This is a genomic window from Sporosarcina sp. P2 (assembly GCF_002743255.1).
Lineage (GTDB): Bacteria > Bacillota > Bacilli > Bacillales_A > Planococcaceae > Sporosarcina.
Genome location: NZ_PDYY01000010.1, coordinates 92368 through 105683 on the forward strand (window position 1 = coordinate 92368; position 13316 = coordinate 105683).

Consider the following 13316-nt stretch of genomic DNA (forward strand, 5'->3'; position numbering starts at 1 on the left):
ATGACGGACCGAACTGAAGAAAGATTCTATGAAAAGAAAATTTCACGTCGTCAAATGTTGAAATATACAGGTGCAGGTGCTGCTGGTGTTGCGATCGGAGCATCGGGTCTTGGCGGTGTTTTCAAAGTGTTTGGAATGGCTGAGGAGGAAGATAATCCACGCTCGAAGAATAAGATTAATTTTTATGGAAAGCACCAATCCGGAATCGCGACTGAATGCCAAAGTTACATATATTTTGCTTCGTTACATGTCTTGGTGAATTCACAACAGGAATTGATGGATCTTTTTAAAATGTGGACTCCCATTGCTGTACGCCTGATGAATGGCGAACAGATTGATGGTCAGACCTCCAATATGCTCATTCCATCAAAAGATACGGGGGAAGTAGTCGGGTTAGATGCTTCAAATTTAACATTGACGTTTGGTGTTGGTCCGTCACTATTTGAAAAAGAGTCACTAGGTTTAGCGTCAAAAAAGCCTGCTGAACTGAAAGATTTACCTCACTTCCCGAAAGATCAACTAGATCCTGCATATACAGGAGGAGATATTTGTATTCAAGCATGTGCAGATGACCCGCAAGTTGCATTTCATGCTGTTCGAAACTTAGTACGTGCAGCTTCAGGAAAAGTATCATTGAAATGGACACAGGCAGGCTTTAATTCTTACCCAATGAAGGGGAAGAAAAAAGAGACGCCAAGAAACTTATTTGCGTTTAAAGATGGTTCTGTCAATCCGAATGGATCCAGAGAATCCGAAATGAATGAAGTTGCTTGGGTTGATGCCGGTCAATCAAAAGATTGGATGACCAATGGCACGTACATGGCTGTCCGTCGAGTGCAGATGCATTTGGAAACATGGGACAGAACAGCACTGCAGGAACAAGAAGCGACATTTGGCCGCCATCGTGATACGGGGGCGCCATTAGGTAAAGAAAAAGAGATGGACGAAGTAGACTTGGATGAAAAGGATACAAACGGTGCGTATATTATTTCTGAAAATTCTCATGTTCGACTGGCTAAAAAGACCAAACAGAAGATCTATCGTCGTTCATTCTCTTATAGTTCCGGTGTCATGGATTCAACAGGTACATTCGATGCGGGTTTATTGTTTATTTCGTTCCAAAAAGATCCTGAACAATTTATTGCAATCCAAAACAGTTTTGGTCGTAAAGATAAATTAAATGAATATATTACTCATCGCGGCAGTGCGTTATTCGCCTGCTTCCCTGGGATCCAAAAGGGAGGCTTTATCGGTGACTCACTCTTCTCGATTATATAGATGGATTGCAGTACTGTTGATTATTGCATTCATGCCGATTCGTCCAGCAATTGCCGATACAGAAACAAATTATAGTGATCTGTATATTTCTATCAGTGATTCCATTATGCAAACTAAGAAAGCAAACGATGCGGCGGCACTGACATCTTTACGAGAATTCGAAACGATTTGGAAACAACAGAATCTAGAGAGTTCGGAGTACACGTTGGAAATCGATAAAACGTTAAAAAAAACAATACAAGCTGACTCGGAAACACGCGGAGTGCTATTGAGTTCATTATCTAAGGCGGTACATGAATTGGAAAAGTCGGAAAATCCAGTTGATGAACAAGCAGAGCGAGAAGAATTCGGTAAATTGATGGAACCGGCACTTGCTGAATTGAATCAGGCTATTAAGTTAGGTTCGCTAGAAGAAATCGAAGAGGCGAATCAGCAGTTCATTTCTACTTGGACACGCAATGAACGTCCAGTGCGAGAGCAAAGTATTTCAGCATATGGTGCAATTGAAACGAGTATGGCATTCATGAGAATCGCGTTAGCGGAAGAAGAACCTGATCTTGATCTGTTGCGGACGCAGTTTGATGAATTAACCGTCACGGTAGACCAGTTCGTCTCTGGGACGTTGAAAGAGACAGCGACTGAAGACTATTCTTTGACCACATTGATTGCACTACTAGATGAAAGCTCAGAATCAGTGCGAAATGGAGAGCTTGTTGAAGCGAAGAAATCATTGAGCGAGTTCATTAAAATTTGGCCGAATGTGGAAGGGGAAGTACGTACGAAAAATGCCTCTCTTTATACAGAACTTGAAAATGAACTGCCTATGATGATTGGTCAATTGTCTAATAGTGGATATAACCTTGACAAGGCTGTGTATCAGTTAAAAAATTTCAAACAGCAAATTGCCTTATTGCAAACAAATGACGGTTTCAGTTTCTGGGATTCAGCACTGATCTTATTACGTGAAGGTCTAGAAGCGTTGTTGATTATTATGGCACTATTATCATTCTTAACGAATGCTAATCAACAAGCTATGCGTAAATGGGTGTATGTTGGAGTGGGTGCTGGCATGACGCTTAGTGTCGTAGTAGCGATTATGATATCTACGGTATTGCATTCTGTCACGATTGGCAATAATCGTGAAATGATGGAAGGCTATGTTGGTCTCATTGCTGCAGCACTGATGATCGGTGTCGGGATTTGGATGCATCAAAAATCTACTGTCGCCTCGTGGAATCGTTATATATCTAGACAAATGGGACAGGCAATTTCAAAAGGTAGCATACTCGCTATGGCTTCGGTTAGCTTTCTTTCTGTATTTAGAGAAGGTGCAGAAACAATGGTCTTTTATGCAGGAATTGCGCCAAAAATGTCTACTGCGGAATTTGTGTTGGGGATATTGCTAGCGGTTGTCATATTGGCGGTCGTCGCAGTTATCCTCATGAAGCTCAGCCATCGAATTCCAATCCATCGCTTCTTCGCAGTGGCGACGATATTAATTTATGTACTTGCTTTCAAGATTATTGGTGTCAGTCTGCATACGTTACAGTTGACGAACGTGATCAACTCAACGGTGCAACCCGGGTTGCCGATTATTGACTTTATTGGTTTTTATCCGACCAATGAAACGATTACGGCACAACTTGGTTTACTAGTCATCATCTTAGTGGCTGCCTGGATACGAAAAGCAGGTAACCGCTCCAGCGTACAACTTTCGAATTACTAAACTAGAATGTCCTAGAAGTTATTGTACTTCAACAGGGCATTCTTTTACGTGTTTCTAAGTTCAAAGTTTTTGCTAATAGTTGTAGTAGGTTAACTAGTGATTTCGAAGGGAGACTGTCCTTTCGAAGTGCAATTCACCACAAGGAAAAACTATCAATTTGTACTATTACTATAGATGCCACACTCCGCATCAAAAGCCTACTTGACTAATAGGAATAATCGTAATACAATGAAGCCATCTTAAAGAAAGTTGTCAGTCTAGTCAGATTTTCTGCAACATGATGCAATAATAAAATAAGAGGTTGCGAGGGTGATGAATATGGCGTTACAAGTATCGAATAGTCCTTTTAGTGAAGAACAAGTAGAATTGCTCAATCGTTTATTACCGAGCATCACAGAAACACAGCAAAGTTGGTTAAGTGGGTATTTAACAGCTGTCAGCACAGCTTCAGTATCATCTGCTAGTGTTGTTGTATTAGAACGTCCTGCTAGCGAAGTCCCGTTGGCAGTAAAAGAAATAACTGTTCTTTATGGCTCACAAACAGGTAAGGGACAGGGAATCGCTGAACAGGCGGCAGCCAAGTTAAAAGAACAATCTTTTGATGTGACAATCCAGTCTATGAATGATTTCAAGCCGAATAATTTGAAGAAAATCGAAAATCTATTACTGGTCGTCAGTACGCATGGAGAAGGAGATCCACCTGATACAGCGTTGCCATTCTATGAGTTTTTGCATGGAAAACGTGCTCCGAAACTAGATCATCTCCATTATTCCGTATTGGCACTTGGCGATAGCTCGTACGAATTTTTCTGTAAAACAGGCGCTGATTTTGATCAGAAACTATCCGAACTAGGCGCAGTTCAGTTAGCTCCACGAGTAGATTGTGATTTAGATTATGATGAACCGGCAGCGCAGTGGCTATCAGCGGTGGAAGTGTCGTTAGAAATTCAATCTGGCGGTCAATCGGCTGCAGCTAGTGTAGAAGTGGAAAGCCCATCATCTACTCAGTACTCACGCACCAATCCGTTTAATGCAGAAGTACTTGAAAATATTAATCTAAACGGTCGAGGTTCTAATAAAGAGACGCGTCATGTGGAGATTTCATTAGAAGGATCGGGATTGACATATAAGCCGGGTGACAGTGTAGGGATTTTCCCAACAAATAATTCCGACTTAGTCGATGAGATTATTAAGTTAGGAAGCTGGAATGCAGAAGAAACAGTGGAAATCAACTCAAAAGGGGAACGCCGTGCTTTACGTATCGCATTACTTCATCACTTAGAGATTACCGTAGTAACTAAACCGCTACTTGAAAAACTGACTAATTACTCTAAGTCAGAAGAGTTGAAGCGACTCCTAAATAAGCAAAATGCGGATGAGCTTCGTGCGTATGTCGATGGACGGGACTTATACGATGCATTAACGGACTTTGGACCAGTAGAAGCTTCAGAACAACAACTGGTGGGAATTCTTCGTAAATTGCCAGCAAGATTATATTCAATTGCCAGTAGCCTAGAAGCGAACCCTGAAGAAGTGCATCTGACAATTGGTGCTGTTCGTTACGAAGCGCATGGTCGCGACAGACAAGGCGTGTGTTCTATCCAATGTGCAGAAAATCTTGAGCCGGGAGATACATTGACGATTTATATCCATAAAAATGATAATTTCCGTTTACCACCTAATTCGGAAACACCGATTATTATGATAGGGCCAGGGACGGGTATCGCGCCATTCCGTTCATTCATTGAAGAACGTAGTGAAACAGGAGCGGAAGGAAAGTCTTGGTTGTTCTTTGGAGATCAGCATTATGTGACCGATTTCTATTATCAAACGGAGTGGCAAAATTACGTGAAGGATGGCACGTTAACACGCCTCGATGTAGCTTTTTCACGTGATACGGATGAAAAAGTATATGTACAACATCGTATGAAACAAGCGAGTCAAGAACTGTATCAATGGATTGAAGAAGGTGCAGTGATTTATGTATGTGGTGATGAACAGAACATGGCAAAAGACGTCCACGCGACTTTGCTGGAAATTCTTCAACAAGAAGTCGGCAAATCACTTGAAGAAGCCGAACAATTCATCACACAGTTAGTTCAAGAGAAACGCTATCAGCGAGATGTCTATTAAGTAATTTGAAAGGAAGTGTGGGAGCATGTCTTCAACAACAAAACCAATCCATATACAAGATGGAGCGCCGAGTGATGTAGAAGAAATTAAAATTAAAAGTGATTACTTGCGTGGTAGTCTCATTGAAACGATGAATGACTCTATCAGTTCCGGAATTCCAGATGATGATAACCGTCTGATGAAATTCCACGGCAGTTATTTGCAAGATGACCGAGATCTGCGGGTCGAGCGTCAGCGCCAAAAATTAGAGCCTGCCTATCAGTTCATGATCCGCGTGCGGACACCAGCTGGCTTTGCCACGCCAAAACAATGGCTGGTTATGGATGAATTGGCACATAAATATGGTAATGGAACATTAAAGTTAACAACACGCCAAGCGTTCCAAATGCATGGTATTTTGAAATGGAATATGAAAAAAAATATCCAGGAAATGAATGATGCATTACTGGATTCTATCGCCGCTTGTGGTGACGTCAACCGAAACGTCATGTGCAGTCCGAATCCGAATCAGTCATCGGTTCACACGGAAATATATGAGTGGTCGAAGCGATTAAGCTTAGACTTGTTGCCACAAACAACGGCTTATCATGAAATTTGGTTGGATGAGGAAAAAGTTGTGGATACGGCAGGGGAAGAAGTAGAGCCAATCTATGGTGCGACCTATTTGCCTAGAAAGTTCAAAATTGGAATAGCGGTACCTCCAATGAATGATATTGATGTATTTTCTCAAGACATTGGATTAATTGCGATAGTAGAAAATGAAAAATTAGTCGGCTTCAACGTTGCGGTAGGTGGCGGCATGGGAATGGCGCATGGCGATGAGCAGACGTATCCGCAGTTAGCACGCTTAATCGGTTTTGTGCCTGCTGATCAAGTGGTGGAGGTAGCGAAGCACTTGATGATGATCCAGCGTGACAATGGAAACCGTTCTGTACGAAAATATGCACGATTTAAGTATACAATTGATTCTCGAGGATTAGATTGGCTAGTCAGCGAACTTCATAGCCGTCTAGGCTGGGAGTTGGAAGAAACACGCCCTTATCACTTTGACCATAACGGAGATCGCTATGGATGGGTTGCAGCAGAAAATGATCGCTGGAATTATACATTCTTTATTGAAAACGGTCGAGTGCGTGATACAGAAAACTATAAATTGATGACCGCACTTCGTGAAATTGCAGAGATCCACACAGGTGATTTCCGCTTGAGTCCGAATCAAAACTTAGTGTTAGGTGATGTAGCGGATTCAAATAAAAAGAATATAGAAGAAATTATTGCGAAATACGGGTTAGAATCACCAACAGAGCAGTCAGCGCTGCGTAAGAACTCTATGGCATGTGTATCGCTACCGACTTGTGGATTAGCGATGGCGGAGGCCGAGCGATATCTACCTTCATTGATCACGAAAATCGAAGGCTTGCTCGACGAGGCAGGGCTAGGGGATGAAGAGATCGTAACGCGTATGACAGGTTGCCCGAATGGTTGTGCACGTCCAGCGATAGCGGAACTAGGTTTCATCGGTAAAGGACCCGGCAAGTACAATATGTATTTAGGTGGCGGTTTTTCGGGACAACGCTTGAGCAAGATCTACCGTGAAAATATTGGAGAAGAAGAGATCTTAAGTGAATTAGGACCTATATTAAAACGTTATGCGAAAGAACGCGATGACGGAGAGCACTTCGGAGACTTTGTGATACGTGCTGGCATTGTGGCAGAAACTACGGACGGCACCAATTTCCATACGGTGTGATTAAATAAGTAGAGCAGCTAGAGTAAAAACTAGCTGCTCTTTTTTATGTTTTGAAAAATTTCGTAGAAGTGAATTGTATGTATATAGTAGAGAAAGAGTTTAGGATTGGTGTACTCGATGAACTGTAATGGAAGTTGTGAGAAAAGTGAAACTCATTATGTGATAGAGCGTACAAATAAGAGAAGTAGGTTATTCCATAAACGGGCCAAATTATCAATAGATAAGGAGTATTCTTATGCTATACTTTACGCTTCTTTCTGTAATTGTCTTTTCTGCGGTAATTAGTCCGGCTATCGGACTGCTTCTGCAACAGTGAAACCATCTAATATAGCGAGATTAATAATAGTAGAGAGTGTACCGTAACAACTCGCTGCGAAGATAGCCATAAGTGGATAAATCTAGTTCATCAAAATAATTCACATTATCTTCAATTGAGAAATGAATAACTCTAATCCGATAGAAAGTTTTTAATATTGGAAATATTACACCCTATACTAATAATAGTAGGGTATAATCAAAATATTAGTTATATCACTATTTTGTCACGTGACAACAGAAGCTCATATACGATGAGTCATAAGATAACCAGAGTTGTGACAAATGAAAATGCCAAATGATATAACTAACAAATTATTGAGAGTTGTGTAATTCTCAGTGATTGAAATTTCAATCAAATAGGGGGCTGGGTAGAATGAGTAAAAGAAGTAAACTCTTGTTTACAGTTTTAATGGCTTTCACATTAGTAATGTTAGCTGCATGTGGAAACTCATCAACAGATGATACTGAAAGTGCAGATTCTGGTGATGTTGTAAAAGCAAAAGTAGGCGTTATTTCATACTTAACTGGTCCAGGTGCTAGTTATGGTGAAGCGATTACAAACGGAATTAATCTTGCACACAAAGAAATTACTGAACTAGGAGAAGTGGACATCGAGTTGAAGATTGAAGACTCTGCTGGTAAACAAGAAGAAGCATTATCAGTTGCACAAAAATTAATGAACTCAGAAAATGTAGATGCAATTATTGGACCTACTTTAAGTACTGAAATGCAAATTGTTGGACCAGAAGCAGATTTAAACGGTGTTCCGATTCTAGGTACGTCAAACACAGCTGAAGGTATTCCACAACTTGGAGAATATGTATTCAGAAATTCAATTCCTGAGACATTAGCAATTCCTGCATCTGTGCAGAAAGCTATTGATAAATATGGCGCGAAAAAAGTTGCTATTTTATATGGAAATGATGATGTATTCACAAAAGCAGGATATGACACGATGAAGCAAGTTGCTGAAGATTTGGATTTGGAAGTTTTAACAACAGAAACTTTCCAATTAGGACAATCTGATTATAAAGCACAATTAACAAAAATTAAGAGCCTAAATCCAGACTTAGTTTTAGCTTCTGCTCTTTATAATGAAGGCGCAGTAATTCTTGATCAAGCTCGCAAAATGGGAATTGACGTACCATTCGTTGGCGGTAATGGTTTTAACTCACCGGAAGTTATTAAAATTGCTGGCGATGCTGCAAATGGTTTAATCGTTGCAACTCCTTGGTTCGCTAAGAAAGACAACGAGAAAGTTAAAAAGTTTGTTGAAGATTATAAAGCAGCTTACGGTATGGAGCCGGACCAGTTCGCAGCACAAGCATATGATGGTTTTTATGTAATGGCTGAAGCAATTAAAAATGCTGGTGAAGCAGATCGTGATGCGATTCGTGATGCACTTGCTGAAATTAAAGATTTTGAAGGCGTTCTAGGAAATATGTCATTTGATGAAGACGGTGACATTATTATGGAGCCAACTGTTTTAATTATTGAAGATGACGAATACGTAGTATTTGAATAATTTTTTAGGAGAGGGGCTGGGGATTTTCCCAGCCTTATTGTTTTCCTAAATGACTTACGAAAAATAAGATTAATCATACAAGTCGAAAATGAAGAAGGAGGAGTACTATTGCTAATTGAACAATTAATAAATGGTTTAACATTAGGGAGTATTTATGTCATTGTTGCGCTAGGTTACACGCTCGTATTTGGTGTGTTGAACGTAGTAAACATGGGGCACGGGGAAATCTTTATGTTCGGAGCATTTATGGGCGTCGTTGTCACGAATATATTGGGTTGGCCATTATATATTGCATTTGTTGTAGCCATTGTAGTGACGGGAATTTTAGGCTATTTTCTCGAAACATTTGCGCTAAGACCATTACGAGGGAAAGAAGGTGTCTCACATCTTGCGCCTTTAATAAGTACAATCGGTGTTTCTATTTTTCTTGAGAACGTTGCACATCACTTTTTTGGTTCAGGTAACCAACCATTCCGTACATCACTTTCGGAATTAAAATTCGTTTTAGGATCAACAACAGTTTACTACGTTCAAATTATTATTTTCGTTATTGCTATTTTACTAATGTTTGGGCTTACTTTTTGGTTATCTAAAACAAAAGCAGGAAAAGCATTACGTGCGAGCGCGGAAAACTTGGCAGTAGCAAGTCTTCTCGGTGTAAATACGAAGAGAACGATAACGCAAACTGTTATTATTGCATCAGCAATGGGTGGAATTGCTGGAATTTTAGTGGGAATTGCTTTCAACTCTGTTAACCCCCAAATGGGTTTATCTTTCGGACTTAAAGGATTAGCTATTATTATTTTAGGTGGTTTAGGTAATGTTAGAGGAGCCATGGTAGGTGGTTTGATTTTAGGGATGGCTGAAACATTTATCGTAGCATATGGAGATTCAGGTTATCGTGATGCTGTTGCGTTTATCGCTATCATTGTTATTTTAATCGTACGACCACAAGGAATCTTTGGAACAGCTACAACTGGGAGAAAGGGTTGATTAGATGTTAGGCGAATTAATAAACCCATATTATCTACAAGTTATTTCTTTTATTTTAATTAATATTATTCTGGCTGTTAGTATATACATAACGCTTGGAACGGGACAATTATCACTTGGTCATGCAGGTTTTATGAGTATAGGCGCGTACACAACAGCAATTCTAACGCTTAATTATAATATGCCGCTTGTACTCGGTGTCATTATAGCTGCTATCTTTACAGGGATTGTTGGGACATTAATTGGTATACCGGCTTTAAGATTACAAGGTGTTTATCTCGCTATTGCAACACTTGGGTTTGGTGAAGTCGTTCGAGTTCTTTTCATTAACTGGGATGGTTTAACAAACGGTGCAATTGGCTTATCAGGCATTCCGCATCTTGGAAGAGAAATACTTAGTATAAGTAAAATTATAGGAATAGAACCTGATATGTTTGGGTTGAAAAACAACCAGTTCATAAGTTTAGCTGTCTTTTTTGTCTTACTTATTATAACGATTTCTGTCATTTGGTTCTTCGTGAGACAAAATAATTCTAGAATTGGACGTGCTTTCTCCGCTATTAAAATGGATGAAGAAGCATCAGAAGCAATGGGTATTAATATTACTTATTACAAAGTATTAGCTTTCGGTCAAGGCGCAATGTTAGCAGGATTTGCAGGCGCATTATATGCCCATTTAATGGCGTACATTAGCCCATCAGACTTTGATTATCACAGAGCAGTAGAAATATTGATTTTCTCTATTTTTGGCGGAAGCGAAGTTATATGGGGATCCATATTCGGAGCTGTGTTCTTATCTGCAATGCCGGAATTCTTACGTTTTATCAACGAATATCGATTTATGATTTATGGTGCGCTTCTTGTTCTTATGATGGCGTTCCGTCCACAAGGAATTATCGATGTGAATATGATGAACCGATTTAAACGATTAAGACCTAAGAAGAAAGGGGAGAAAAAGCATGGTACTGGAAATAAAGAAGATCAGTAAAAATTTCGGTGGTATCCAAGCTTTAACCGATGTCTCATTTTCAGTGGAAGAAGGCGAAATTCTTGGTTTAATTGGGCCTAATGGTGCTGGAAAGACGACGATGTTTAATATGATTACAGCTATGTATCCTCCTAGTTCTGGTGAAATATCGTTTATCGGTAATCCACTTTCAAATCTGAAGCCGCATCAAATTACAGAAAAAGGTATTTGCCGTACATTTCAAAATATCCGTCTGTTTTCTGACTTAACAGTACGTGAAAATGTTATGGTAGGTAATCATTGCCGACTAAAAACTAATGTGATGCAAAGTGTTTTTCGTACGAAAGCTCAAAAAGCAGAAGAAGCTAGAGTTTTGGCGACTGCAGATGAGATACTAGAAGTTGTTGGCTTAGCGGATGACAAGGAAACAATTGCAAAAAACCTTTCATACGGTGCGCAGCGGAGATTAGAAATCGCAAGAGCTTTAGCAAGTAGACCAAAGTTAATTCTTCTTGATGAACCAGCAGCTGGGATGAACGAAAAAGAAACGAATGATTTATTTAATTTAATTAAAAAAATCCAAACGTTAGATATTACAGTGTTACTTATCGAACATGATATGCCACTAGTGATGCGTGTTTGTAGTAGAATTATCGTTTTGAACTTTGGTAAAAAAATTGCAGAAGGTACACCGAGCAGTATTCAAAACAATAAAGAAGTAATTGAAGCCTACCTCGGGGTTGAGGAGGAAGATGAGCTTGCTTAAACTAGATAACATCAGTACCTTTTATGGTAAAATTCAAGCGTTAAAAAGTATAGATATAGCTGTAGAAGAAGGAACAATCGTAACGATTTTAGGTGCCAATGGTGCTGGTAAGACGACGATGATGAATACCATCGCTGGGCTTTTAAAACCTAAAGAAGGTACAATCCATTATTTAGGGAAAGACGTTACAGGCCGTCGACCAGACCAGCTTTTAAGAAATGGTTTAGCACTTGTTCCAGAAGGTCGAGGTATTTTGGCAACAATGACTGTTTTAGAAAACTTGGAAATGGGTGCATATCACCGAAGTGATTCAGAAGTTAGCGCGGATATTGAAAAGGTGATGGATCGCTTTCCGATTCTGAGAGAAAGAAAAGAACAATACGGTGGTACACTTTCAGGTGGGCAACAACAAATGTTAGCGATTGCCAGAGTGATTATGTCTAGGCCAAAGCTTCTTTTACTAGATGAACCTTCAATGGGTCTAGCACCGATAATCGTTGCAGATATATTTAAAATTATTAAAGAGATTAATGAAGCTGGTACCACTGTATTACTTGTTGAACAAAATGCGCGCCAAGCATTAAAAGTAGCAGATCATGGTTATGTACTTGAAAATGGGAAGGTAGTTGCTTCTGGTACTGCTAAAGAATTATTGCAAGATGATACGATTAAGAAAGCCTATTTAGGTCATTAATCAAGATTGAAAAGGCAGTAGAACTTTGCTGCCTTTTTTTATTTTTATTAAAATAGAGAAAAATAGTCTAAAACTAAATCTTTACTTAATTAAAATTTTAACTTGGAGTGAATAATATGGACTTGCGCGAATCCAAAAAAGTTTGAGATAGAGGTATTATCATTGGTCGTCTTCCAACGGGTAACAAAAATTGTATCACGGATATAAAAGGCGTGAAAGTTGGACATGTCACACTTGATCATCCATTACAGGGAGATGATTACGCAGCTACAGGCGTGACTGCCATTTTACCGCATGGCGACAGTCTGTTTATGAATAAAGTGGTAGGCGCAAGTTACGTCTTAAACGGTTTTGGAAAAACAACTGGGCTCGTTCAGGTAAATGAATTAGGCTTGATTGAGCCTCCGATTATGTTGACAAACACGTTTGGAGTCCCCGCGGTGACCCAAAGAACCTTACAATATATGTTGGAGGAAAGTCCTGAAATTGGGTATACTACTGGAACCATTAATCTGGTTGTTGGAGAATGCAATGATAGAAGAATGAATTCAATCCGTGAATTAGTGGTTCAACCAAGTCATGCAATTGCTGCCATAAAAGATGCTACCACTAATGCTTCCGTAGAAGGGGCAGTTGGAGCTGGAAATAGTATGAAGGAGGTCTTTGAAAAAGTATATGGACGTGAACCTATAAGCTGAATTGTTTGAGTCATTACACAATGCGGTATAATACTAATAGTAGGGAAAGGAGATGGATTTGAAATGAGTTATGAAGAAAATGTAGCTGGTTTTGATAAAATTGATTCGGCCAGAGCAGAGGAATTAGTAAAAGGTCATGGAGAGGCTGTAATTTATGTGGGTAAATCCGTATGTCCTTATTGCCAAATATTCGTTGAAAAACTAAATAAAGTAGCCAAAGAAACAGATGCACATATCTATTACGTTAACAGTAATGAAAACGCTGATATGAAAGGCATTTCTGCTTTCCGAAATGAATATGACATTCCGACAGTACCTGGCTTCATTTACACAAATGGAGACACTGTAAACGTTAAATGTGATTCCTCTATGTCTAAAGAAGAAATTAAATCTTTCATGAATAAGTAATCAACCTAAAACACTGTAAAAAAGGTCCTTAATTCGCACATGAATTAAGGATCTTTTTTA

General features: G+C 39.5%; 10 protein-coding genes and 1 pseudogene. All 11 read left to right on the plus strand.

The window, feature by feature from the left end; translation table 11 throughout:
• The 11 genes and pseudogenes from efeB to CSV67_RS11620 all read left to right on the plus strand — a co-directional run bounded on the left by efeB (window position 1) and on the right by CSV67_RS11620 (window position 13256).
• Window positions 1-1278: an iron uptake transporter deferrochelatase/peroxidase subunit gene (gene efeB, locus CSV67_RS11570; protein WP_099631744.1), complete on the plus strand. Its 1278-nt coding sequence runs from the start codon at window positions 1-3 to the stop codon at window positions 1276-1278.
• On the plus strand, window positions 1253-3004 hold the full coding sequence (locus CSV67_RS11575) for an FTR1 family iron permease (protein WP_233192603.1): 1752 nt from the start codon (window positions 1253-1255) through the stop codon (window positions 3002-3004). The genes efeB and CSV67_RS11575 overlap by 26 nt, the downstream gene beginning before the upstream one ends.
• Before the next feature lie 318 nt (window positions 3005-3322).
• Window positions 3323-5137, plus strand: a complete 1815-nt coding sequence (locus CSV67_RS11580; protein WP_099631802.1) for an assimilatory sulfite reductase (NADPH) flavoprotein subunit — start codon at window positions 3323-3325, stop codon at window positions 5135-5137.
• Window positions 5138-5162: 25 nt separating this feature from the next.
• Window positions 5163-6887 carry an assimilatory sulfite reductase (NADPH) hemoprotein subunit gene (cysI, locus tag CSV67_RS11585; RefSeq protein ID WP_099631745.1) on the plus strand — a complete coding sequence of 575 codons (1725 nt, stop codon included), beginning with the start codon at window positions 5163-5165 and terminating at the stop codon, window positions 6885-6887.
• A 691-nt stretch (window positions 6888-7578) separates the two neighbouring features.
• On the plus strand, window positions 7579-8730 hold the full coding sequence (locus tag CSV67_RS11590) for an ABC transporter substrate-binding protein (RefSeq protein ID WP_099631746.1): 1152 nt from the start codon (window positions 7579-7581) through the stop codon (window positions 8728-8730).
• A gap of 108 nt (window positions 8731-8838) precedes the next feature.
• On the plus strand, window positions 8839-9723 hold the full coding sequence (locus CSV67_RS11595) for a branched-chain amino acid ABC transporter permease (RefSeq protein ID WP_029055115.1): 885 nt from the start codon (window positions 8839-8841) through the stop codon (window positions 9721-9723).
• A 4-nt stretch (window positions 9724-9727) separates the two neighbouring features.
• A complete protein-coding gene (locus CSV67_RS11600) occupies window positions 9728-10711 on the plus strand; it encodes a branched-chain amino acid ABC transporter permease (RefSeq protein ID WP_099631747.1) in 984 nt (327 codons plus the stop codon).
• The gene (locus CSV67_RS11605; protein ID WP_099631748.1) at window positions 10683-11456 is read left to right on the plus strand and encodes an ABC transporter ATP-binding protein; all 774 of its coding nucleotides are present in this window, start codon (window positions 10683-10685) and stop codon (window positions 11454-11456) included. The genes CSV67_RS11600 and CSV67_RS11605 overlap by 29 nt, the downstream gene beginning before the upstream one ends.
• Window positions 11449-12150 carry an ABC transporter ATP-binding protein gene (locus tag CSV67_RS11610; RefSeq protein WP_085131671.1) on the plus strand — a complete coding sequence of 234 codons (702 nt, stop codon included), beginning with the start codon at window positions 11449-11451 and terminating at the stop codon, window positions 12148-12150. Before CSV67_RS11605 ends, CSV67_RS11610 begins: the two co-directional genes overlap by 8 nt.
• A 155-nt stretch (window positions 12151-12305) precedes the next feature.
• A pseudogene (locus CSV67_RS11615) lies at window positions 12306-12803 on the plus strand (P1 family peptidase); the annotation flags it as partial.
• Window positions 12804-12911: 108 nt separating this feature from the next.
• The gene (locus CSV67_RS11620) at window positions 12912-13256 is read left to right on the plus strand and encodes a DUF6568 family protein (protein ID WP_099631750.1); all 345 of its coding nucleotides are present in this window, start codon (window positions 12912-12914) and stop codon (window positions 13254-13256) included.
• The last annotated feature ends 60 nt before the right edge of the window (window positions 13257-13316 follow it).